21 protein-coding genes are annotated in these 22,720 nt (G+C 37.7%); 10 read left to right on the forward strand and 11 right to left on the reverse strand.

The window, feature by feature from the left end; all coding sequences use genetic code 11:
- Window positions 1-171 precede the first annotated feature (171 nt).
- Complete coding sequence (locus N0O92_RS05225; protein ID WP_315613596.1) at window positions 172-1,110, forward strand: beta-ketoacyl-ACP synthase III; 939 nt, start codon at window positions 172-174, stop codon at window positions 1,108-1,110.
- Between the two features lie 26 nt (window positions 1,111-1,136).
- Window positions 1,137-2,378 carry a beta-ketoacyl-ACP synthase II gene (gene fabF, locus N0O92_RS05230; protein ID WP_315613597.1) on the forward strand — a complete coding sequence of 414 codons (1,242 nt, stop codon included), beginning with the start codon at window positions 1,137-1,139 and terminating at the stop codon, window positions 2,376-2,378.
- Between the two features lie 33 nt (window positions 2,379-2,411).
- On the opposite strand, the gene N0O92_RS05235 is transcribed toward fabF, so the two are convergent.
- The 3 genes from N0O92_RS05235 to N0O92_RS05245 form a co-directional block, all read right to left on the reverse strand.
- Window positions 2,412-3,446 carry an LCP family protein gene (locus N0O92_RS05235; RefSeq protein ID WP_315613598.1) on the reverse strand — a complete coding sequence of 345 codons (1,035 nt, stop codon included), beginning with the start codon at window positions 3,444-3,446 and terminating at the stop codon, window positions 2,412-2,414.
- 581 nt (window positions 3,447-4,027) lie between these two features.
- Window positions 4,028-6,535, reverse strand: a complete 2,508-nt coding sequence (locus N0O92_RS05240) for a CBS domain-containing protein (RefSeq protein WP_315613599.1) — start codon at window positions 6,533-6,535, stop codon at window positions 4,028-4,030.
- A gap of 81 nt (window positions 6,536-6,616) precedes the next feature.
- On the reverse strand, window positions 6,617-7,264 hold the full coding sequence (locus tag N0O92_RS05245; RefSeq protein WP_315613600.1) for a hypothetical protein: 648 nt from the start codon (window positions 7,262-7,264) through the stop codon (window positions 6,617-6,619).
- 114 nt (window positions 7,265-7,378) lie between these two features.
- On the opposite strand from N0O92_RS05245, the gene N0O92_RS05250 reads away from it, so the two are divergent.
- Window positions 7,379-7,873: a GNAT family N-acetyltransferase gene (locus N0O92_RS05250; RefSeq protein ID WP_315613601.1), complete on the forward strand. Its 495-nt coding sequence runs from the start codon at window positions 7,379-7,381 to the stop codon at window positions 7,871-7,873.
- Window positions 7,874-7,950: 77 nt separating this feature from the next.
- On the opposite strand, the gene N0O92_RS05255 is transcribed toward N0O92_RS05250, so the two are convergent.
- Window positions 7,951-8,538, reverse strand: coding sequence for a cell wall hydrolase (locus tag N0O92_RS05255; RefSeq protein ID WP_315613602.1), 588 nt, complete (start codon window positions 8,536-8,538; stop codon window positions 7,951-7,953).
- Window positions 8,539-8,991: 453 nt separating this feature from the next.
- Here N0O92_RS05255 and N0O92_RS05260 point away from each other — a divergent pair, with 453 nt between their 5' ends.
- The gene (locus N0O92_RS05260; RefSeq protein WP_315613603.1) at window positions 8,992-10,134 is read left to right on the forward strand and encodes a D-alanyl-D-alanine carboxypeptidase family protein; all 1,143 of its coding nucleotides are present in this window, start codon (window positions 8,992-8,994) and stop codon (window positions 10,132-10,134) included.
- 33 nt (window positions 10,135-10,167) lie between these two features.
- Here the strand turns inward: N0O92_RS05260 and coaA are convergent, their stop codons facing one another.
- Window positions 10,168-11,121: a type I pantothenate kinase gene (gene coaA, locus N0O92_RS05265; RefSeq protein ID WP_315613604.1), complete on the reverse strand. Its 954-nt coding sequence runs from the start codon at window positions 11,119-11,121 to the stop codon at window positions 10,168-10,170.
- A 226-nt stretch (window positions 11,122-11,347) separates the two neighbouring features.
- Here coaA and N0O92_RS05270 point away from each other — a divergent pair, with 226 nt between their 5' ends.
- On the forward strand, window positions 11,348-13,495 hold the full coding sequence (locus N0O92_RS05270; RefSeq protein WP_315613605.1) for a DNA topoisomerase III: 2,148 nt from the start codon (window positions 11,348-11,350) through the stop codon (window positions 13,493-13,495).
- Window positions 13,496-13,527: 32 nt separating this feature from the next.
- Here N0O92_RS05270 and N0O92_RS05275 read toward each other — a convergent pair whose 3' ends face one another.
- From N0O92_RS05275 to N0O92_RS05285, 3 genes are all read right to left on the reverse strand, one after another.
- A complete protein-coding gene (locus N0O92_RS05275; protein WP_315613606.1) occupies window positions 13,528-13,866 on the reverse strand; it encodes a hypothetical protein in 339 nt (112 codons plus the stop codon).
- 22 nt (window positions 13,867-13,888) lie between these two features.
- Window positions 13,889-14,023 carry a hypothetical protein gene (locus N0O92_RS05280; protein ID WP_315613607.1) on the reverse strand — a complete coding sequence of 45 codons (135 nt, stop codon included), beginning with the start codon at window positions 14,021-14,023 and terminating at the stop codon, window positions 13,889-13,891.
- A gap of 65 nt (window positions 14,024-14,088) precedes the next feature.
- Window positions 14,089-14,370: a hypothetical protein gene (locus N0O92_RS05285; protein ID WP_315613608.1), complete on the reverse strand. Its 282-nt coding sequence runs from the start codon at window positions 14,368-14,370 to the stop codon at window positions 14,089-14,091.
- Between the two features lie 137 nt (window positions 14,371-14,507).
- Between N0O92_RS05285 and N0O92_RS05290 the strand changes: the two genes are divergently transcribed.
- The 3 genes from N0O92_RS05290 to N0O92_RS05300 all read left to right on the forward strand — a co-directional run bounded on the left by N0O92_RS05290 (window position 14,508) and on the right by N0O92_RS05300 (window position 16,439).
- Entirely contained in the window at window positions 14,508-15,338 is an 831-nt protein-coding gene (locus N0O92_RS05290) for a DUF2268 domain-containing putative Zn-dependent protease (protein WP_315613609.1), read from the forward strand.
- 38 nt (window positions 15,339-15,376) lie between these two features.
- The gene (locus tag N0O92_RS05295) at window positions 15,377-15,598 is read left to right on the forward strand and encodes a YuzI family membrane protein (RefSeq protein ID WP_315613610.1); all 222 of its coding nucleotides are present in this window, start codon (window positions 15,377-15,379) and stop codon (window positions 15,596-15,598) included.
- A gap of 97 nt (window positions 15,599-15,695) precedes the next feature.
- Entirely contained in the window at window positions 15,696-16,439 is a 744-nt protein-coding gene (locus N0O92_RS05300; protein WP_315613611.1) for a DUF3603 family protein, read from the forward strand.
- 337 nt (window positions 16,440-16,776) lie between these two features.
- On the opposite strand, the gene trpS is transcribed toward N0O92_RS05300, so the two are convergent.
- Window positions 16,777-17,769 carry a tryptophan--tRNA ligase gene (gene trpS, locus N0O92_RS05305; protein WP_315613612.1) on the reverse strand — a complete coding sequence of 331 codons (993 nt, stop codon included), beginning with the start codon at window positions 17,767-17,769 and terminating at the stop codon, window positions 16,777-16,779.
- Between the two features lie 200 nt (window positions 17,770-17,969).
- On the opposite strand from trpS, the gene N0O92_RS05310 reads away from it, so the two are divergent.
- Window positions 17,970-19,085, forward strand: coding sequence for an MGDG synthase family glycosyltransferase (locus N0O92_RS05310; RefSeq protein WP_315613613.1), 1,116 nt, complete (start codon window positions 17,970-17,972; stop codon window positions 19,083-19,085).
- 75 nt (window positions 19,086-19,160) lie between these two features.
- Here the strand turns inward: N0O92_RS05310 and N0O92_RS05315 are convergent, their stop codons facing one another.
- The gene (locus N0O92_RS05315; protein ID WP_315613614.1) at window positions 19,161-20,252 is read right to left on the reverse strand and encodes a class II aldolase/adducin family protein; all 1,092 of its coding nucleotides are present in this window, start codon (window positions 20,250-20,252) and stop codon (window positions 19,161-19,163) included.
- Between the two features lie 2 nt (window positions 20,253-20,254).
- Entirely contained in the window at window positions 20,255-21,493 is a 1,239-nt protein-coding gene (locus N0O92_RS05320; RefSeq protein ID WP_315613615.1) for a zinc-dependent alcohol dehydrogenase, read from the reverse strand.
- Window positions 21,494-21,659: 166 nt separating this feature from the next.
- On the opposite strand from N0O92_RS05320, the gene N0O92_RS05325 reads away from it, so the two are divergent.
- Window positions 21,660-22,538, forward strand: coding sequence for a diacylglycerol/lipid kinase family protein (locus tag N0O92_RS05325; RefSeq protein ID WP_315613616.1), 879 nt, complete (start codon window positions 21,660-21,662; stop codon window positions 22,536-22,538).
- The last annotated feature ends 182 nt before the right edge of the window (window positions 22,539-22,720 follow it).

A 22,720-nucleotide genomic window follows, 5' to 3' on the forward strand; every position in this document is an offset into this window, starting at 1 on the left:
AATAGTTCACCATCGTACAAACAAAGAACAGGTTATTCTAAATAAGAGCTTAGCGCGTTCAAATAAAGGGTAACGTTTTATAGACAGATATCGTTTCTTGCTGTAAAATTAGTATCAGGTACTAATAATAACCCAAAGAGTCGTGTGTATCGCGAAAGGGGAATGAGTAATATGACAAAAGCTGGGATTTTAGGTATGGGCAGCTACATCGGAGAAGAGCTTGTCACAAATGCTGATTTTGAAAAAAAGATAGATACAAATGATGAATGGATTCGAACAAGAACAGGTATTGAAGAAAGACGCTTTGCGCCTAAAGACGTGGATTCATCAGACATGGCGTATTTAGCAGCTAAAGATGCATTAGAGCATGCAGAAGTTGCAGCCGAAGATATTGATTTAATATTAGTCGCGACTGTTACACCAGATATGCCGTTTCCGACGGTTTCGAATTTAATTCAACATCGTCTTGGAGCTAAAAAGGCTGCTGCGATGGACATTAGTGCGGCGTGTGCAGGCTTCATCTATGGTCTAGCAACTGGCCAACAATTTATTGAAAATGGAGCATATAAGAATATTCTTGTAGTCGGTGTGGAAAAATTATCTAAAATAACCGATTTTACAGATCGTAATACAGCTGTATTGTTTGGTGATGGAGCTGGGGCTGCAGTTCTTGGACCAGTTTCTGAAGATAAAGGGATTTTGGCTTTTGAATTAGGTTCAGATGGTGCAGGTGCCATGCACATTAATCAAAAAGGTCCATATTTAGAAATGAATGGTCGAGAAGTATTTAAATTTGCTGTTCGCCAAATGGGAGACTCGTCGCTACGTGTACTGGAGAAAGCTGGACTAACGAAAGAGGACTGTGACTTCTTAGTTCCTCATCAAGCTAATATTCGAATAATGGAAGCTGCAAGAGAGAGATTAGAGTTGCCGGTAGAAAAAATGTCCAAAACGGTTCATAAATACGGAAATACTTCATCAGCATCGATCCCCATGGCGATGGTCGATGAAATAAGAAATGGAAAAATTAAAGATGGCGATCTTTTGGTTTTAGTAGGTTTTGGAGCTGGTTTAGTATGGGGCTCTGTTGCAATTAGATGGGGCAGGTAACCTTTAGCGTAAAGGAGAGATTGACTTTGGAAAAAAGACGTGTTGTCGTAACTGGAATGGGTGCTGTGACACCCCTTGGTTTAGATGTAGAGAGCACATGGAATAGTGCAATTGAAGGGAAATCAGGAGTAGGACCATTAACGAGGGTTCCAGCTGAAGAGTTTCCGATGAAAGTAGCAGCTGAGATTCGTGACTTTGATCCTTCTGTTTTTATTGATAAAAAGGAAGCAAGGAAAATGGACAGGTTCACTCAGTTTGCGGTAGCTTCATCATTAATGGCATTGAAGGATGCAAATTTAGAGATCACCGAAGACATCGCACCACGAGTCGGTGTATGGATTGGTTCAGGAATTGGAGGCATGGAAACATACGAGCAAAACTTCCGTCAGTTTCTTGAAAAAGGACATAGACGAGTCAGTCCTTTTTTCGTTCCAATGATGATTCCTGATATGGCTTCTGGACAAGTTTCTATTACAACTGGGGCCAAAGGAATTAATTCATGTTCTGTTACAGCATGTGCTTCGGGAACTAATTCAATTGGAGATGCCTTTAAAGTTATTCAACGTGGAGATGCAGATGTAATGATTACAGGTGGTTCAGAGGCTCCGATTACGAATATGGCAGTCGCAGGTTTCTGTTCAGCTAAAGCAGTTTCTACGAGTGAGGATCCACAAACAGCGTCAAGGCCGTTTGATGCTCATCGTGATGGATTTGTCATGGGAGAAGGAGCAGGAATTTTAATTCTTGAGAGTTTGGAATCTGCTCAAAAACGTGGAGCCAAAATTTACGCTGAGATTGTCGGATATGGGGCTACTGGTGATGCTCACCATGTTACAGCACCAGCACCTGAAGGTGAAGGTGGGGCTAGAGCAATGAAGCAAGCTATTGAAGATGCAGGTCTTAAGCCAGAAGATATCGACTATTTAAATGCACATGGAACAAGTACGCCATATAATGATAAATTCGAAACAATGGCTGCAAAAGCTGTCTTTGGAGAACATGCTTATAAATTGGCTGTTAGTTCAACAAAATCAATGACCGGACACCTTTTAGGTGCAGCTGGAGCAGTGGAAGCAATTTTGTCAGTGAAAGCTATTACGGAAGGAATTATTCCTCCAACCATTAATTATGAGACGCCAGACCCTGATTGCGATCTAGATTATGTACCAAATCAAGCTCGCAAACAACAGGTACGAGCTGCATTAAGTAACTCACTAGGTTTTGGTGGTCATAATGCCACTTTAGTATTTAAAGAGTTCACACAATAATAATAAAGCTGACTGATCGAATAAAGAAATCGATCAGTCAGCTTTTTTTAATTGTAAGGAAAGAGTTGACTTAGTTTCAAAAAAGTCAGCAAGTGCTTGACGATTTTTGGTAAGGTCAATTTCTAGAACCGCCCCTGCATGTGGATAATATGCATCAGAATAGCTTTCCTCAACGGGAATGCGCATTGTTTCAACTTGATCAACTGGATTTAAAACAACATCACGACCAAGACTAAGTAGCTTTGTTGTACGCATATTTGTTTCTAAATGAGGTTCAAGTGTTCCGATTACTTTTGGGATTTTCGTAATGCCTGAAATCGTAAATAATTCGTTTTGTAAGTGTTTGATGACTTCCTGTTGTCTTTTGACTCGTCCAAAGTCATTCTCAAAATCCTTGCGAAAACGAACGTATTTAAGTGTATCTTCTCCATTTAAATTTTGAATACCAGGTTCGAAATAAATAGAATTATTTGGATCTTCCATTTTTCGCTCAATGTTTACTTCGAGTCCATTAGGAGCGATGGTATCAACCATATTGATAAACCCCTCAAAATTAGCTAAAGCATAATAATGAATATTTAAACCGAAGTTGTGCTCAATTGTTTGTTGTAGTAAATCAATTCCACCAAAAGCAAAAGAGGCATTTATTTTGTTTTTCGACCTTCCTGGAATTTCAACATAAGAATCTCGCATGATGGAGGCGATTTTTGCATCTCCATTTTTGGGATTATACTGTGCAAGCATTATGGTATCGGTTCGAGCGATAGCTGCTTCAGAAGTGTCAACTCCAACTAAAAGCAAGTTAATTGGTTCGTTATTTTCAGGTTCTTTTGCTTTTATAATGGTGTTGTCATCTATTTGGTTCTTCTTCTGGAATTGCTCCAAAGTTTGTTGTTCGGTTTGCTGATGTGTGTACTGTTGTGATTCGGTTCGTCCTGCTTCGTATTGAAAATAAACATAAGAAATCCCAGTTCCTACAAGGAGGATGATTGCAACACTAAAAAAAAGGAAGATGTTCCGAACCCTTCTTCTTTTTTGAATCGCTTTAATACTTTTACGGGTGGACATAGAAAGCCCTCCTGACGTTCCGATCATATTAGAGAAACGATGAAATTAATCTGTAAACACAATTATCATAACGTTACTTTATGTTCCGATGAAAACATACTATTATTATTCGTTGATCATAGCATTTTCATGAATGAAAAATGAAATTAGTTAGAGTTGGTCGTAACAAAAACTGATTCGAATTTCTAAAGGCTGTTTTCATAAAGGTTCGTTGCTGCATGGAAACATTTTTTCTCGTAGTGAAATGGAGCGGAAGTCACTCGACTCCTGCGGGAAGAAGAGGTAGGGGCGAGACCCCACAGGCGCAGCCGTGGAGGCTCGGCACCTCCTTGCGGGTGCGAGTGGCTGGAGCGCAATGGAACGAACATGTGGAGAACACGAAACCCCAACAAAGTATACGAAAATAGTCTTAAGAAAACAGCTTTTTCTAAATGAACTTTTCGAAGAAGCAAACAAAAGTAAAAGAGGTTGCCTCGATAAGAATTATAATCCTTACGAGACAACCTCACTCATCATGATTGCCAGTCTAAGTTGTTCACTTTGTATATACCCTCCATAAGTGAAAGCAAAACCTCTTTTTATTAAAAAGTTTGAGACTTGTTTTTTACTGAGTCAAGCCACTGAAATGCTTCGTCTTTCGTTTGAATTTCACCATCCAGTTGCAAACAAGTTAACTGATTAAGAATGTCCGAAAAAGCAGGGCCCGGATGCAAACCCTTTTTAATTAAGTCTGATCCAGTAAGAAGTATAGGTAGCTGTTTTCGTTTTTCTAAATAAGTGAGCAAATGCCTCTTATTAGCTAACACAGCGTAAATAAACACAATCTCGTCTTGATACGGTTGAAACTGCTGGTGGATTGAGCTTAAGTAAGATAAATTTTCTGTGTCAATATGCTGCATTATCCCAAGCTGTTGAATCATGGTACGATGTTGGCTTGTTAGCGCATAAGGTTGAATGATTGTTTCCCAGTCAGCATGATCATAAGCAAGAGCTAAGAAAATAAGAAACGGATCTTTTAATTTTACGATATCAGTAAGTTTGGCTGTAAGCACATTTGTTTTTAAACCAATAAGATAAGACCAAACCCCGATATTATCTAACATCTGAATTCCATCTATAATAGAACCTTCTTTAAGTAACAGCTCTATTTCACGTAAGAGTCGCTTGGAGCTTACTTGCTGCAACATGGGAGCAGCATCAATTGCTAATTTATACGTTTGTTCAGCTAATTGGTAATTGAAACGAAGGGCAAAGCGAACGCCTCGGATAATTCGAGTAGGGTCTTCAATAAAACTAAGTGTATGAAGAATTCGTATTTTTTGCTGCTTCATATCTTCTTGGCCCTGAAAGAAATCAAGTAGCGTCCCAAAGTGACTTTTGTTTATTTGAATAGCCATTGCATTAATCGTAAAGTCCCGTCTTCGTAAGTCTTCTCTAATGTTAGAAGCACGGACGTTCGGAAGAGCAGCAGGAGCTTCATAATATTCGGTTCGACAAGTCACAATATCAATTTTTACGTTCTCGGTTGTTTTCCATGTTGCTGTACCGAATTTTTCATGAGATTTTACTTTTCCCCCTAATTGAATAGCCAGTTCATTAGCAAAAGCAATTCCGTCCCCTTCAATTACGATATCAATATCTTCATTACTACGATGTAATAGAATGTCTCGAACAATTCCACCAATTAAGTAAATGTTAACTCCTTTTTGATCAGCAATGGTACCAATGTTAAAAAGGAGCTTATATAGGGCAGGAGGTAGTTGACGTTTCATTTTCTTTACGATTTCATTCATGGTTTCCCCGTCTTGCTTGTGAAGTTGTGCAATAACATCTGACCTAGAAATAATTCCGACCATTTTATCATTTTCTAGAATAGGTATTCTTCCAATATTGTGTTTCATCATCGTTGATTGGATTTCTTCTAACGAAGCACTTGTTGGAAGCGTGATGGGATCATTTGACATATAGGCTTTTACAGGTGCATGTCCTAGACCATGGTGAGTGGCTTTATCTACATCCCGACGAGAAATGATTCCTACTAAATATTCATCTTCATCGACTACAGGAAAACCGGTATGCCCATATTGATACATCTGATTTTGAACCTCATCAATACTATGATCAGTTGAAATGAATTTTACTGGAGTGGCCATCAAATCAGCTGCCGTTAGAGCAGGTTGCACAATAGCTGGTAAGCATTGTTGAACTTTTTGAAATACGGTATCTAAATCGTGTTTCTTTAAAGTCGCAGATGCAGCTTGTGCATGTCCACCGCCCCCTAATGAATCCATAAGCTTACGTAAATCGACTCGATCTGAACTGGCCCGAGCCACGACATAGACATGTTCTTTCATTTTTACAATTGAGATGGCTGCATCTGAATCAGTTGTTTCCATGAGCCTTCTTGTTAATGTAGCAAGTCCACTTTGATAGGAGGGTTGCTCATGAGTCGTAGTAAAAAGTGTAACCCCATTATCAAAATACTCTTGTCCATTAACGAATAGCGTTTGAAATAGCTGTCTTTCTTCTATAGATAACGTTTGTTCTGAAAAGCGATCTACCAAAGAAATATCCATTTTTTTTTGCTTCAAAAACGCTGCAATATATAAATCTCTTTCGGTCGTTTGTTGATAAGTAAAATTCCCCGTATCTGTATATAGTCCTAATCCGTACAAAGTGGCTTCAAAAGGTGTGATAGACATGTCGTATTCGCAAAGTTTCTCAACTAAGAACGTTACAGTTGCACCAACAGGTTCAATATAACGTTCACCACCTGATAAATCACCATCTTTTGGTGAATGATGATCATAAACAATCGTTTGCACGTTTGGTGGCAAGTCCAAGATGGGAATACCAGTCCTTTTTAAGGATGCAACATCTACAAGGATTAGCGTTTGTACCTCCTTCCAATTTATATCGTTATAGGAGGAGAAGGCAAGTTCGTCCCTGTATATGGCTAAAAAAGATTTAACCGTTGGATGTTGTTTGTCTGTCAGGGCTACTCGTGCATCAGGATGTAACTTTTTAGCAGCTAGTAAGGATGCTAATCCATCAAAGTCTAAATTCACATGTGAAACAATGACATCCATATATTTCCTCTTTTCCAATCTAATTTCTTATAGTTTAACAAATTTGTGCCATGAAATGAACGAAAAGAAGAAGAAGGAACGTTAGCCTTCTTCTTCAATGATTAAGCCTTTTAAATTGAATGAACTGGCTTCGTATTGGTTGAGAAAAGTTGTTTTCTTTGATCGTGCTAACAATCGGTATTCATCCAGTAAAAGAGTTTTAAACTGTTTTACATAGTTCAAAGTCGTTTCTTTTGATTTGGCTAGCAGAATGAGAAACTGTGGCGGATCAAAAGAGAGCATTTGCCTCTCATCTACGTTCATCGCTATAGAGGAGAACACATCTGGGTGCCTTCTAATTAGATCATGGATAGAAGAAAGATGGTTCGTCCCTGATGCTGCATCAAAATCTGCTAATGCGTGAACAGCTACATTATACTTTTGGACGAGGTTTTGAATTTGTGTTAGGATTTGGTTGCTAGTTTCATCTAATTGAGAAGCTGCTTTAGACAATTCTTTTTCTTGTCGGTAAAATTGTTTAAACGTACGTTTTATTTCTTGTCTTGTCTGATAATAGCGTTCATAGCCAAATAGATGGTTTTCAGACGGGTGGCTTGTATGATTTTTTGTTTGTCCTGTTCGCTCAATAGGTTGAACTTGGTCAATGCTGTTTACTTCCGTCATTCGATTAACAAATGATGCTTGAACTCGTTCTGCTTTAATTCGTGATGTCCGGGATAAGCGAGTCATATGATAAACACCACCTTAGTCAAGTATATATATGTATTCCATTTTTAATTGAAAAGTACCTGTTTTGAATAAGAAATAAAACGATTGATTTTTTGAAGAAAGGATGTTTCCAAAATGATCCGTCCATTAGCAAAAGAAGATGTAGAACGTTTCAAAGAACTTAGATTGGAAGCTTTAAAGGAAGTACCGGAAGCTTTTGCAGCAAGTTATGAGGAAGAAGTAGATAAGCCTTTAGACTTTTTTGTAGGTAAATTACTGGATACAACCACTTTTTATGGAGTCTTTGAAAAGGAAGGTGAACTTCTTGGAATGATTAGCCTTACCCGTTCTACGTTATTGAAGATGAAACATAAAGGGGCGATAGGTAGCGTTTATATCGCAAAAAAAGCTAGAGGTAGAGGACTTGGGAAGGAACTGTTTACATATGTTATGAAGGAAGCCGAAGTTCAAGGCATTGAGCAGCTGCAACTTGTGGTTGCGGCAACAAATGAAAAAGCAAAACATCTTTACGAGTCGTTAGGATTTTATGTATATGGTTTTGAGAAAAGAGCATTAAAAATGAAAGAGCAATACATAGATGAAGAATATATGATGAGGTTGCTAACATAAAAAAGAAGGTTGTTCTAGACCGATCTATCCACCTTACAATATTGGGGATAGATCGGTAAGAGACAACCTCACTGATATTATTTTGAGAACACGTGATTTCCGATACGAACTGTTTCTGTACGTGTTGCATTCCAATGATTGGTTGCAATTGTTGGATTATAAAAGAATAATGAACCAGAACCTTGTCCACGAAAAGCTAAAGCTTCATTAACAGCACGAATGGATTCTTGGTCAGCGGCACGGTTAATTCGACCATTTTGTACAGGTGAAAATGCATAAAAACCATTTGAAACCTCATTAATTACTCCTGTGACTGTATTAGGAAAATCACGATGTGCAACACGATTTAACACAACTGTTGCAACGGCAACTTTTCCTGCATAAGGTTCTCCTTCAGCTTCTGCTCGAACCAAACGAGCTAAAAGATCTCTTTCTGCTGCTGAAATTGACGAAGGAATCGTTAATCGTTCACCAACCATGATCATGGAAGATGTTTTGTTATTTACTCGTTGGATTTCTGTAGCAGAAACGCCATATTGCTGTCCTAATTTATATAATGTGTCTCCTGCAACAACAGAGTGTGTAACAGATTGAGCGTGCGTATCATTTCCTCCAATAAAAAAGATAGATGCTGCCGCACAAATTGTAAAAATCATTTTTTTCATAGTTTATTGCCCTCCTTGGTAAATCGTACTCTACTAAACTAGCATAAAAATGAGTGTGTGGAAGTAGCTAACTTTTTCCAATTAGAAAGAGCATTTGTACGAAGTATTGGAGCAGTAAGGAGCAACATGCTTTTTTACAGTTATGTAACGAACTGTGGAGAAATAAGTAACTTATAGGAATAGTAACGGTAAATGGAAATAAACTAAAAGGTTATGGTGACGTCGAAACATGGAGGATGTTTAAGGATAAAGGAGGTTGAGGAAAAGTCAGTATGAAAATGGGGAGTGATGAAGGTTGGAAAGGTTTCCATGTAATCCAGTTTTTTCAATTGACTTTTTTTCAAAGTTCTTATTATATTTTCTTGATTCCTTCATCTGTAATCTAGATGTTAACGAGTTGTAATGTAGGTAAGGTATACTGTATTTTATGAAACTACTGATTGGAGGAAAGTTGTGAAGAGAACATCAATCATGACAAGCACCTTGTGTTTAGTTGTCATCCTATCATTCTATTTCAACATAGGAACTCCAAACGTTGTCTCAGCTAATGAGACATTGTCACTACATAGTGAAACGGCAATTTTAATGGATGCGGAAACGGGAGAGATCTTATTTAATCAGAAAATGGAACAAACGATGTACCCTGCTAGCATTACAAAAATAGTTACAGCGATCGTCGCTATAGAAGAAGGAAATTTGGCTGATATCGTTACAGTAAGCAGTGAAGCCGTTAATGTGACTGGAACTCGTGTTTATTTATTAGAAGATGAGAGAGTTCCATTATTAAAGCTTGTACAAGGATTATTAATTAGCTCCGGAAATGATGCTGGTACGGCCATTGCTGAACATATGTCAGGAAGTGAAGAGCAATTTTCGGAATTGATGAATACGTTTGTTAAAGAAAAAATAGGTATTCATCAAACACATTTCACCAATCCGCATGGGCTCTACGATGAGAATCATTTAACAACAGCATATGATATGGCGAAAATTACTCAATATGCGATGCAAAATGAAATGTTTCGAGAAATTGTCGGAACAAAAGAAATGGAATGGATTGGTGAAGGCTGGGAAACCGTAATTTATAACCATAATCGCCTATTGTGGAATTATGAAGGAGCTACAGGAGTAAAGAATGGATTTGTGCGTAAGTCGGGATATACCCTCGTAACAACAGCTAAACGGGATGAAATGGAGTTAATTGCTGTAACGTTAAATGCCCCTTCTGCTGATCATGCTTATAATGATATGAAAGCATTGTTTGATTATGGTTTTGATCATTATCACACGAATGTTATTTTTAGTAATAATGTGTTTCAATCTGAGAAGGGAGAGCGATACGTTTTAGATGAAGATCTATATTTTCTATCAAACCGAAATGAAGAGATTTCGATTCGTGTTAACTCTCTTGGTCGTTTATGGGTTAGAGGAGAAGGAGATCGCATCATTGAGACGGTGAGGCTCAAACCAGAGGAAAGCCCTAAAGAGACTGTAACGATGATGGAGGATATAGAAGAAGTGAAAGAAGCTTCCCAATCCTTCTTAGATAAATTGTTGTCCCACTTTCAATCTATTTTATCTATTTTTAGTGTATGAAGACATGTAGAGAGGAAGAGTCCCCTTCCTGCTCTACATTTTTTTTAGATGAACTTCTTCAACGCGATGTTTAGCACCTTTTTTTAAGATTAAATCCGCTCTATGCCGAGTAGGCCGAATGTTCTTTTCTAAGTTAATTCCATTGATCGTTGCCCAAATATCACTGGCAAAGTCATACGCTTCTGAATCATTCAGATGACGAAAGCGATGGAAATAAGATGCCGGTTGTTGAAAGGCAGTGTTACGTAGCACTTTAAACCGCTCAATATACCATGACTTGATATCTTCTTCTTCTGCATCAACATAAATAGAAAAATCAAAGAAATCAGAAACGAACACTTGGGGAATTCGTCTATCTTTCTTATTGACCTGCAAAACATTGATTCCTTCTACTATGACGACATCAGGTTCTATGATCTTTTGAACCGTATCTTCTAAAATGTCATATGTTAAATGTGAATACATAGGTGCTTCAATGTAAGCGCGACCAGATTTTAGTTCGTATAGAAAACGAATGAGACGACCAATGTCGTAGCTTTCGGGAAACCCTTTTCGTTTCATAAGGCCACGTTCATTAAGCACCGCATTTGGATAGAGAAATCCATCTGTTGTAATGAGATCCACTTTTGGTTGATTAGGCCATTGTGAAGCAAGAGCTTGGATTAATCGAGCAGTTGTACTTTTTCCAACAGAAACACTTCCAGCAACCCCAATAACAAAGGGAACTTTCTTTGTTTTCTTTTGAAGGAAACTTCCAACATTCTCGTGTAACGTAACAGAATGCTTCATGTGCATATATAGTAATTGCGATAACGGTAAATAAATATCAGAAACTTCATCTGCAGAAATGGTCTCATTTATTCCCCCGAGTTGTTCTCGTTCAATAGGTGTTAGTACTTCAGACGTGGATTTAGATAATTTTGCCCATTCATCACGGCTGAACTGAGTATAGGTAGATAAAGGGACAGACTTGTTTAATGTAGCCATTTTGTACTCCTTTTTATAGTGTGTCATCAAAAAGGTGAGACGTAAGTATTCACAAGTGAATACGTTACGTATGGTTTTTTTATTTAGTAGTTAACATTAAAAAATATGTGAAAAATGTATCTTTTTGTATAGTAACACTAAATGAAGCGGAAAGGGGAATTTTTCTCTTATAAAGTTTGGAATAAGTTATAATGAATGTATCTTAGACCGGGAAAGGATAGAAAATATGAAAGTCATTATCGCAGAGAAGCCTGATCAAGGGGCTAAATTAGCCGCTCCTTATCATTCAGTTAAAAAGTCAGGTTATATCGAAATAAAAAAAACAGCTCAATTTCCAAAAGGAGCTTACGTTACTTGGGCCATTGGTCATCTATGTGAGCTCGTTCCTCCTGAGAGCTACGATGCGAAATGGAAGTCCTGGAAACTAGAAACATTGCCTATTTTGCCGGAACAGTTTAAGCATCAAGTTAGTAAAGGGAAGGGCAAACAATTTCAAATCATCAAAAAGTTGGTTTCCGATTCCAACGTAACAGAAATAATCATGGCAGGTGATGCCGGTCGAGAAGGGGAGCTCATTGTCCGGTTAATATTGGAGCAATGTCGCATTCACAAGCCACTGAAAAGACTTTGGTTATCTTCCCTTACTAAAAAAGCAGTAGAGGAAGGCTTTCGTTCTCTTAAGACAGAAGAAGACACGAGACCATTATACTTTGAAGCTTTAAGCAGATCATGTGCAGATTGGCTTGTTGGAATGAATGCTTCTCGTGTTTATACATTGCTTCTTCAAAAGAAAGGAATAGGAGATGTTTTTTCAACGGGAAGAGTACAAACACCTACTCTAGCGCTAATTGTAAAAAGAGAAAAGGAAATTGAGGCATTTAAGCCTGAGCCCTTTTGGGAAGTTACGGCTACCTTCGAGGTAGACAGAAAGAAATATAAAGGTACGTGGCATAAAGAAGGAGAAACGCGGTTAAAGACAGCAGAACTAGCCATAAAAATCGCGACGTTTTGTAAAGAAAAAGAAGTTTCTATTGTTGATATAAAGAAGGAAGAAAAGCGATTTAAACCACCCTACTTATTAACATTGTCTAGCTTACAAACATCTGCCAATCAACGATATCGTTATTCACCTAAACAGACTTTAGATCTTGCTCAAAAGCTTTATGTTAAAGGGTATATTTCTTATCCTAGAACGGACTCCCCCTTCGTTACGAAAGGAGAAGCACTAACGTTTCCATCCATCCTTGAAACGTTAGCAGCAAAGCCGGAATACGCCTCCTATTTCCCTCTCCCCGTTTCATCTTTATTGGGTAATTCTCGATTCGTAAATGATCAAAAGGTAACCGATCACTATGCGATAATCCCAACTGAACAAGTGCCAGACCTTAAAAGACTGAATCCGGAAGAAAGAAATATATATGATTTAATTGTGCGTTCTCTTTTGGCTGCGCATGAACAAGATGCCATCGTTGATACGACAAAAATAGAAACTCTTGTTGATAACAGGGCCACCTTTCGTTCAAAAGGAAAAGTGACAAGACAATTGGGGTGGAGAAAGATACTGCAAGCCAATCAGCGCGAAAAAGATCAGGAACTCCCGAATTTGGAAATAGGGGAAACTGGTCTAGTAAAAAAGGTAGAAACGAAAGAATCTATTACTCAAGCGCCTAAAAGGTATACAGAAGGTCAACTAATTAATGTGATGAAAGCGGCTGGGAAACATTTATCTGATATAGAATTAGAGAAAGTGTTAATGGATTCACAAGGACTTGGTACCGAAGCTACGAGAGCAGGAATTATTACAGTTTTAAAAGATAGGGGATATATGACCGTACAAAAAAACATCGTCTACCCAACTGAAAAAGGCCAATTATTAATTGAAGCTTTAGGATCAAGTTTGTTAACTTCTGCTGAAATGACGGCTAAGTGGGAACAGCGTCTGAGGGAAATTGGTCAAGCAAAAGCATCAGCAACCGATTTTATGGAGCAAATCAGGAAGCTTGTCCATCATTTACTTGACGAAGCAGAAGAGCGCGCTCAAACATGGGACTTTTCAAGATTTGATACATCGGCTATGCAAGGGCGTCCCAAAAAAGGAAAACGCAGAGCTTCATCAGTAGGGAAATGTCTCGAGTGCGGCGGTACAGTAATAGATAAGGGAATGTTCTATGGTTGTAGCAATTATCAGTCAAAACAGTGCCGCTTCACGATTTCAAAGATGATTTTAGGGAAAAAGTTAAGACAAAAAGATGTAAAAGCCCTGTTAAAAGATGGGAAAACTGAAACAATAGAAGGATTTATAAAAGATGGCCGAGAATTTTGTGCTTCTCTTGAGTGGAATACAAAACAAAAGAAACTAACATTTCTTGTATAGAAAAAGATAGCTAAGGGCTTATGTATGGACCCTTAGCTATCTTTATTTAATAAGGAGTTTAGGAACTCTCCAACTGGGACATCGCGGACTTGATCTACCAGTTTATCTAACTCGGACTTTTGCTGTACATTCAATGACCCTTCCAGCAGTACTTGAATCGTTTTATCCTTGTCAACTAGAATCGATTGTACACGTAAAGCATTTGTTAAGATTGCTGTTATAACAGCGATTTGATTGGGAGTTAACTTAGCATGAGGATCAATTTGTCTCCTCTGTCGCTGTGGTGGCTGTGATGGATGTTGGTGTGGCATTGGTGGCTGCTGCTGGTATCGATAAGGGTTCTGATAATGAGGTGGATCATTACGAAACATCCAAACCCCTCCCTAAAAGTTATTAATCAAATAATAATAATGGACTTTGTGGTCCCTCTGTTTCTACACCGTTCCCTGTGAAAATCCCAGTAGTGAAGCTAATAAATAGCAAGAGAACGACAGCGAATAAAATTTTCGATCTAAGACTTTCGTCCATAGTTCCACCTTCTTCATCTTCATATTTCTTTATCCTATTCGTGAGGAAGGTATTATGTTCATGTTTTACGTATCTGTTTTGAGCCCGACGATAAATTGATGAAAGTGTTTTAAAGATAAAGTTAGAATGGCTTCATTCGTCATTTGTTCGGTCGACATATTTACTTCTTTAAAATAGCTCCTAATTTCCTCGATTTGATCAACTTGCTCTTTAAAGAGTGGATACGGCATAACTCTTGTTTCAATTCCAAGGTGTGAGGCAGCCTGATTTGCTGATGTAATATTTTGATTAATGGAAGAAAGTAATTCATAATACGCTTCTTTTTGCTTGATCCATGAAGAAGTCATCTCCATCCTCCTTTTTCTATTCTTTCATTCTCGTATGCCATCAGGAAATAGTCTAGCACACTTTTTTTATAAAAAGGCAGAAGTTGGTTCATTAAAGACAAACTCTTCATATAGTAATAATAAGGAGGGTTCATGAGATGGGGGTTGTAAGAACTGATAAATGGTTGTTCCATTACAAAAAAAAATGGAATGAAGCAAAGACTATGGAAGAAAAATTCGAATGTCAACGCGACTTGATCATTGAACCACTTAGTCCAATCTTCTCAACAAAAGACCTTTTAGGGCTTCATCATTACCTTATTCAGATGGGACTTTTTCTACCTGATCAATCCATACAAGTAGAGTACGAAAAGTGGAATGAGACACTACCTTGGTTCACCATCCAAAAGCAATTTTTAAAGCTAAAAGAGAAGTGGGATGGTCCAGATGTGAAAATATATATATTGCCAATGAATCAGCAAAATCATTTTTTAAAAGATGAACTTGGAGGGAAGACAGGGCTATCTTTAGAAAAAGCGATTATTCTCTTTATTGACTCAACAACAAATGAGAAAGATTTACTTGCTTTAATTACGCATGAATATCACCACATATGCCGGTTACAGTCGATGAAGGAAAACGAAGAAACGGTTACTCTTCTTGAATCGATTGTGATGGAGGGGCTTGCAGAGTTTGCGGTGAAAGAAGAGTTAGGAGTAGAATCGTGTGCATCATGGACCCATCGTTACGATCATGTCTGGAGTGACGAATGGTTTAACAGGTGGATTCGACCGAATTTACAAACAAAAGGCAGAAAAAATTATCTTCATGTTCTTTATGGAAGCACAGAACAAAAAATTCCTTTATGGCTTGGCTACTATACAGGATACAAATTGATCCAATCTGCAACAAACGAATTAGATAACACGGTTCAATTATTACCTGTTAAAGCTGACACGTTTCTTAAAAAGTCTAGATTTAATATATGAGAGGTGAGAGAATTGGCATTTATTTGGTGTGATAGCTCATGATTCGGTTATTTTTTGTCCTTGTGGGGTTTTCTTTTGCTGTTATTGGTGGAGTAAGCATTTTGGCTTATTTAAATCTGTTAACTGCAGGATATAACTCATCGATGTATTTTATGTTTTTATTAAGAAGAGTTGAATTTTACTTTTTTATCATTGGCGTAATCATTATTATCACCTCTATGATTTATCCAACTAAGCGAAAAAAAACTCGAAAAAAATAGTTCATAAATTGGAATGAATTGAGAGAGTGTGGAATAAACTGGTTCTCCCCTGCCTATACTGTGGATAATAAAACGAAATTAGTAAGGGGGGCTTTTTATGGTCCATATTCGGGACGTATGGGTCAATTGGTTCGAAGGAGAAGAAAATGGGTATAATGTTTGTGATTTTCATGAATGGCGCAGTGACGACAGAATTGAAGTACTAGATCAAGCCATTTTAGTTTATGTAAGTCCGAGTTTATTCCATTATATTGAGAACGACTTATCTGATTTGCCAGACGATTTACTAGAAGAGGTTCATCAGAAAAGCTACCTTCGAAAAAACATGTCACGTATCCAATTAGACTATTGTTTTATTGCTACAGATGGTGAAAGGATCATTGCCATTGATACGATGGGGTACAAAACTCCGATTAGAAAAAGCCGCTTAACCCCAAGACAAGAACAGATGGTTTATGAACAATTAAAGCAAAATGAGTTCAGGCAATTTGACTTAATGATGGATGTAGAAAAGGACTATCATATCCTTTCACCAAGCCCTGATGATTTATGGGGGTTAACAAGAAAAGAGCGTCAATTAAAACAGTTATTGTACATGGCTTTAGATCAACTGTATTCACAAGGGACTGATGCTGAAGTACGGTACTGGTATACGGAATGGAGCCCGAACGATTACGTTAGAATTCAAATGCTTTCAAGAGATGAAGCGTGGGAGCAGCTTTATTCCGAAATACGTGATGGTTGGACTGATAGACATCATCAATTATGTGAAGCCTTGGTTAGAGGACAAGCTTTCTTTGAAAAGCTTTGGGAGCTTGAGCACGGAACAAGTGTCAAATAATGAACGGTTTGTGAACAAGCATACGATAAACGCTGAAACACCATACTAATGCCTAAGAGAAGCGGAAAAGGCTTTCTCTTAGGCATTTACAATGGGTGAGAACTCTCCTATAATTAATAAGGTAATGTTACTTGCATGAGGAGGGGAAACGATGGATAATTTTGCATATGCGGTCATGCAAATCCTTACGGTTGTATTACTGGTTGGAACACTTGGACTTTCATTTTTTGTAGGAAAGATCATGAAAAAAAATAGCGGTTACTAATAAGGACTAAAGGTAAGTGTCCTGCACGAAAAGAAGAAGAACGAAGTGTACTCCGTTCTTCTTCTTTTCGTTTTATTTTCTCTTCTTTCTACCAAGACCCATCGCTCGTTCTGCTTTCTCAATCATACGAGTTGCAACATGGTTAGCTTTGTTGGCACCAAGATCGAGGATATCATCGAGTTCTTCTGATTCAATTAACTCAAAATAGCGCGTTTGAATAGGACGTAACGTTTCCACAACAACTTCAGCAAGATCTGCTTTGAAATCTCCATATCCTTTTCCGCTATAGCGCTCTTCAATAGCTTCAATCGTTTCACCTGAACATAGGGAATAAATCGATAAAAGGTTCGACACAGCTGGCTTTTCATCGCGATCAAAGCGAATGGTTCCTTCTGTATCTGTAACGGCACTTTTGATTTTTTTCGTAATTGTTTTTTCGTCATCTAACATAGAAATATAACTTTTCGGGTTGGGATTTGATTTACTCATTTTCTTTGTCGGATCATTAAGTGACATAATTCTTGCTCCAACTTTAGGAATACGAACTTCTGGAATCGTGAAGATCTCATTGTATTTTTTATTGAAGCGTTCAGCTAAGTCACGTGTAAGTTCAAGGTGTTGCTTTTGGTCTTCTCCTACTGGAACGATATCTGTTTTATATAGAAGAATATCTGCAGCCATTAATGGTGGGTATGTTAGTAATGCAGAAGAAACCGCTTCTTTCCCGTCTGATTTATCTTTGAATTGGGTCATTCGCTCGAGTTCGCCTATGTATGAAACACATTGCATCAACCATCCAAGCTGAGCATGTGCCGGTACTTCTGATTGAATAAAAAGAGTTGCCTTTTCATGATCAATTCCAACAGCTAAGTAAAGTGCAGCTAAGCTACGGATATTTTCACGAAGCTTTAATCGATCTTGAGGAACCGTAATAGCATGTTGATCAACGATACAAAAATAACAATTGTAATCATTTTGCATTTCAACAAAATGTTTCATTGCTCCTAAATAATTTCCAAGTGTTAGCGTACCACTTGGCTGAATTCCAGAAAATACAGTTTTCATTCTTGTCATTCCTTCCATAAACAAATAATACAAACAAGATCATATACAACAAATCATATCAGATTGTTTCCAAAAAACATAGGATCATACTTCCGTATACCAGACAACTTCTTGAAAACATATCCTTGAATGTTATTGAAAAAAAAGTGAACACTAAATTTATCATACTTGTATCTGGTTCAAGGAAGAGAGGTTCTCTTATGAGTCAAATCACAATCTTTTCTGCTTCAATCGGAAATGGTCATAATGAAGCTTCAAAAGCCTTGAAAGAACAATTTGAATTACAAGGCGAAACCGTAACCATTGTAGATACGTTTCAATCCATTCATCCGTTGTTACACAAAACCTTTTTAGAATTATATTTAAAGATGATCGAGAAGACCCCGCGTCTTTGGGGGAGGTTATATCGATATAGCGAAGAATACTCCTGGTTTTTAGTATTAGACCAATTAGGAACTTTTTTCTGTGAAAAATTAAACTCGATTATTAATAAACAAAGAACAAATGTAATGATCTCCACGCATCCTTTTGTAACGGCTTTTTTAGCAAGATTAAAGAAAAAGAAAAATTTAACATTGCCACTATACACAGTCATAACGGATTTATATTTACATCCAGCTTATGTGAGGCCAGAGATAGACGGTTACTTCACGGCATCTCCTCATATAAATGATTTTGCTAGTGAGCACAATTTATCCTTAGACCAATTATTTTGTACCGGTATTCCTATTAAAGAAATACCAGATGTTACTATTCCTAGGTGGAAGGTACGAAATGATTTGAAATTGCAACCAGATGAAAAAACGATTCTTATTTCTGGTGGTGGCTTAGGACTTTGCAAATACGAAGAAATCTTAATGTCTTTAGAGAACATCGAACAGAACATTCAAATTTTGTGTATGACGGGGACAAATAATGAATTAAAAGAGAAGATCCTTCAAATTCAAAGCAAACATCGAGTCCATGTTATTCCTTATACAGATCAATTCACAAAATATTTACGGGCGAGTGATCTTGTTGTTTCTAAAGCAGGTGGATTAACCGTTTCTGAAGCGCTGGCATGTGAAACTCCTATCATCATTTATCAGCCTGTTCCTGGTCATGAAGAAGATAATGCTGAATTTCTTATGGAGTTTGGAACCGCGGTTAAAGCAGATGAAGTGACTGGAGTCACAAGTCACGTACAGAAAATGTTATACAATGAAAAATATTATAATGAGCTAGTAGAAAACGCACGGAAATTAAAGAAACCAGATGCAGCAAAGCATATTGTCTATGCTATAAAAGAGTTAGTTCAAACGAAACAAGTGCTCTAGATATAAAGGCCACTAAAAAAGGTGAAAAACGTACCTTTTTCAGTGGCCTCTTAAAATCGGGTCAGTTTATTACTTTTAGGACATAGGGACTTGTCTTTGAATTTTTCCTTCAATACGGTCGAAAATATTTTCAAGAGACGGACCTGTGATCGTTAAGCCATGATTTTTTAATCCAATAATGGTTTCAGCTGGGTTATCTGACTCTCTGATAAGAGAGGCGACCGTTTCTGCCAGTTCGATGGTCCCGCATGGATAATTAATTTCTGTCGCTTGTATCCCGTCCATCCACGCATGGATATGAACGATAGCCCCCACATCTGGATGTTCTTTGTAAATCATATAATGCTCAATAGCATCAACAGAAACACGTTTTGGCGTTACATTTGGAGGAATGCTTACCTCGATATGATTTTCTTCATCGTTATATCCTTTAATGTATAAAATATCTCTTCCAATTTCTTTCATGTTGGCCTTGTCGATTCCGCTTGCACTCATCCAGAAGTGGTCTTCATCAGAGCGTGCACTCAAATTTCCATAACTTAAGCCACCTAATCCATATAATTTATTTAAATGGCGCATATCTCGTTCGCTTAAATATTTGTCTAATGGGAAAGGAGCAGGAAGCAAGTCCATTTCATCTAATCGTTTTCCTGATTGACTAAGCTCTGATGTTATTTGATCTCCTTGCCATAATTGTTTTGGAAGGTCCTCAGAAAATTGATTGTTGATAACAAGTCGAGAACACGTTAATGGTTGTAGACGATTATAGATCTTGTCTAAAAATTCTTGTTCATTTTCTCCATCTTGATATGATATTGAATAACAGCCTTGTTCAGGTGTTAAAAAGTGAACATTAGTTTTGCCAGACTGGTGATTGATATACATAAAATGATTGGCCAATGAACGAACGAGGAATGGGTACACCTCTGTAAATAAATCATAAGGTTGTCCAGAACTTTCTAACACAGCAACAACAAATGTCGCTTGTGCCTTTCTCCTAAATGGTTTGATATTGTCTTCTGTTACAAAATGAAAGACAAGCTGAAGAGGATCATTTGGATTATCTGTATAGGAAAATCCATTTTTTGAAAATGTTGAAACAAGACCTTTTGATAACTTTTGTAAAAATGGACTAGTAGGGTTTGAACTAAGCATAAAATTTCTCATGTCTAACCTCCAACAGTAGTTTGATCATGGGTGAAGACAACTTTCAATGCACTTTCGCTATTTCGTTTCGTGATGGTGTTGAAAGCCACCTTATAGTCATGTAGAGGGTATTGATGGGTGATAAGAGGAGATAGATCAACTTTCCCTCTTTTCATTAATTCGATAGCTATTTGAAGGGTATTCATTTTTTTTCCCTCAAACTCGTTTGTACTATAGGCAAAACACCCTTTAATGGTTAATTCATTAAGCCAAACAGTCGTCCAATCCACTTGTTTCATGATGCTTGCTAAACCTAGTAGAACGACAGTTCCGCCACTTTGTGTAAAACGGAGTGCATCTGTAACGCTTTTTTTCTTTCCCACACATTCGTATACGAGATTGGCTCCACCTTGGACTATTTCTGGACCTAATAATGGTTTTAACACTTCCGCACTGAGAGAGTCTGCCATGTTTGTTACATATGAACTGTCTAGAAAGATAACCTCATCTGCTCCGAAACATTTTGCCATTTCCCCTTGAAAGCCATGCTTGACTAAAACTGTAATGCGACAAGAATATTCAAGTGCTTTTAACGCAGCTACCACGGAAAGTCCAATGACACCAGCACCAATAACGAGAACATGATCGCCTGGATTCGGAGGATTTCGTAAAACAGCATGAAGAGCACAACTAAACGGTTCAACTAACACCCCATTTAGATCATCGACTTCATCAGGTAATGGAATAATTTGGCTTTTATGTGCAACAAAATACGGACTCCAACTTCCACCTGTATCTTTACAAGCTCCAATTAATAAACCAGATTCAATAGAACCTTTCGTTTTTTGTTCACATAAGCTCTCATCTCCACGTTTGCAGGCTGGACATGGATCCAAGTCACGACTTTCACAAGATAGAACGGGGTTCACGACAACCCTCTGTCCTTCCGTAAACTGTGTAACATTTTTTCCTACTTCCGCTATTTGTCCAACTGCTTCATGTCCAATCGTAAAAGGAAATGAAACATAAGGAGAAGTGGAAGGGCTATCATGAAGAAAGAGTAGATTCATGTCACTCCCACAAATACCTCCATACTTTACTTGGATTTTTGCCCAATCATCATTAGGTAAGGTTGGCTCATCTGTCTCCCCCCAAGTCAGACATGAAACGCGAGGATTCCAGTGAATGGAAGGAAACCACCGTCCTATCGTTTTGGTTAATACATATTTAGGAATCGTAAAGTTAAATTGTAAAGCGTTCATATTAACACCTCCCTTACGTATATATGGAAGAACAGACTTAATTACTAGTAATTTGTGCAAATAAACGTATTTTATTCATTTTTTTCCTTTATAATTGGTAGGAATATCTTTGTATATTGAGAGTGAAATGGGGAAGACTACCATGAAAAAAGGGGGGGAGAGTTACGTGTATTATTTTTTAGTAAATCGAACATCTGGGAAAGGGCGTTCGGTTAAAATATGGAATGAAATCGAAGAAATTTTAAAAGAGAAAAAGGTATCTTATCAAGTCATTATTACAGAAACAAAGGAAGAAGGACTTGCCTTCTTACATGACCTTATACATTCAGATAAAAATATATCCGGAATTGTCGCACTGGGAGGGGACGGCACCATTCATGAGATTATGAATCAATTAATAGGTACTACGGTTCCTTTTAGTGTAATCCCTACTGGGTCTGGAAATGATTATGCAAGAGCTAGAGGAATCTCTAAAGATTATGTCAAAGAAATAGAGAAGCTTTTGCAGAATGATCAAAAGAAAATAGATTTACTTGAAATTGGTGATAGGCATTGTATGACGGTGGTAGGAATTGGCTTTGATGCAAAAGTAGCAGACGAAGCAAACAGAATGAAGTGGAAGAAATGGTTTGGTGGATTAGCGTATATTTTAACCATTTTTAAAGTTCTGTTAACTTATAAACCTTCTTCTGTAAAACTTACAATCAATCATGAAGAGCGTCTTTTCGAGAAAGTGTGGTTAATTGCCATAGCTAACCATGCGTATTATGGAGGCGGAATTAAAATATGTCCGAATGCAAGTAGCGATGATGGAAAATTAGACTTATGTATTATTCATAGCCTTCCGAAATGGCGACTTCTTTTTATTCTAGCGAATGTGTTTGAAGGGAAGCATGTTTCCATGAATGGTGTAGATTATTTGCAAGTTGAGTCCATTCAAGTTGATAGCGATGAACCGCTTTTTGTAACGGCCGATGGTGAGATGATGGGGCAAACGCCAACATCTATCTCTGTGAAAAAATCTGCCTTTCATGTTATATCTTAATCACAAAGGGCACTGAAAAGGTATAATTTCTACCTTTTTCAGTGCCCTTTTTTTTTTAATGGTTTAGAAAACCCCTGGCTATGCCGGGGGTTCAAAAGAGCTTATAGCGTGGTAGTAAAAAAAAACCTCACTTCATGATAGGATAAAGTTGGTTTCCCGACCACTTCATCTCACCATCGAAG

The organism is Alkalihalobacillus sp. MEB130, assembly GCF_032335535.1.
Taxonomy (GTDB): domain Bacteria; phylum Bacillota; class Bacilli; order Bacillales; family Bacillaceae_D; genus Halalkalibacter.

Coding starts and splice junctions, on each gene's coding strand:
- N0O92_RS05315 (WP_315613614.1), bottom strand. CDS start 20,252: ATGAGAAATTTTATGCTTAGTTCAAACCCTACTAGTCCATTTTTACAA.
- N0O92_RS05250 (WP_315613601.1), top strand. CDS start 7,379: ATGATCCGTCCATTAGCAAAAGAAGATGTAGAACGTTTCAAAGAACTT.
- N0O92_RS05255 (WP_315613602.1), bottom strand. CDS start 8,538: ATGAAAAAAATGATTTTTACAATTTGTGCGGCAGCATCTATCTTTTTT.
- N0O92_RS05225 (WP_315613596.1), top strand. CDS start 172: ATGACAAAAGCTGGGATTTTAGGTATGGGCAGCTACATCGGAGAAGAG.
- N0O92_RS05320 (WP_315613615.1), bottom strand. CDS start 21,493: ATGAACGCTTTACAATTTAACTTTACGATTCCTAAATATGTATTAACC.
- N0O92_RS05275 (WP_315613606.1), bottom strand. CDS start 13,866: ATGTTTCGTAATGATCCACCTCATTATCAGAACCCTTATCGATACCAG.
- N0O92_RS05295 (WP_315613610.1), top strand. CDS start 15,377: ATGATTCGGTTATTTTTTGTCCTTGTGGGGTTTTCTTTTGCTGTTATT.
- N0O92_RS05245 (WP_315613600.1), bottom strand. CDS start 7,264: ATGACTCGCTTATCCCGGACATCACGAATTAAAGCAGAACGAGTTCAA.
- coaA (WP_315613604.1), bottom strand. CDS start 11,121: ATGGCTACATTAAACAAGTCTGTCCCTTTATCTACCTATACTCAGTTC.
- N0O92_RS05300 (WP_315613611.1), top strand. CDS start 15,696: ATGGTCCATATTCGGGACGTATGGGTCAATTGGTTCGAAGGAGAAGAA.
- N0O92_RS05290 (WP_315613609.1), top strand. CDS start 14,508: ATGGGGGTTGTAAGAACTGATAAATGGTTGTTCCATTACAAAAAAAAA.
- N0O92_RS05235 (WP_315613598.1), bottom strand. CDS start 3,446: ATGTCCACCCGTAAAAGTATTAAAGCGATTCAAAAAAGAAGAAGGGTT.
- N0O92_RS05285 (WP_315613608.1), bottom strand. CDS start 14,370: ATGACTTCTTCATGGATCAAGCAAAAAGAAGCGTATTATGAATTACTT.
- trpS (WP_315613612.1), bottom strand. CDS start 17,769: ATGAAAACTGTATTTTCTGGAATTCAGCCAAGTGGTACGCTAACACTT.
- N0O92_RS05310 (WP_315613613.1), top strand. CDS start 17,970: ATGAGTCAAATCACAATCTTTTCTGCTTCAATCGGAAATGGTCATAAT.
- N0O92_RS05240 (WP_315613599.1), bottom strand. CDS start 6,535: ATGGATGTCATTGTTTCACATGTGAATTTAGACTTTGATGGATTAGCA.
- N0O92_RS05280 (WP_315613607.1), bottom strand. CDS start 14,023: ATGGACGAAAGTCTTAGATCGAAAATTTTATTCGCTGTCGTTCTCTTG.
- N0O92_RS05270 (WP_315613605.1), top strand. CDS start 11,348: ATGAAAGTCATTATCGCAGAGAAGCCTGATCAAGGGGCTAAATTAGCC.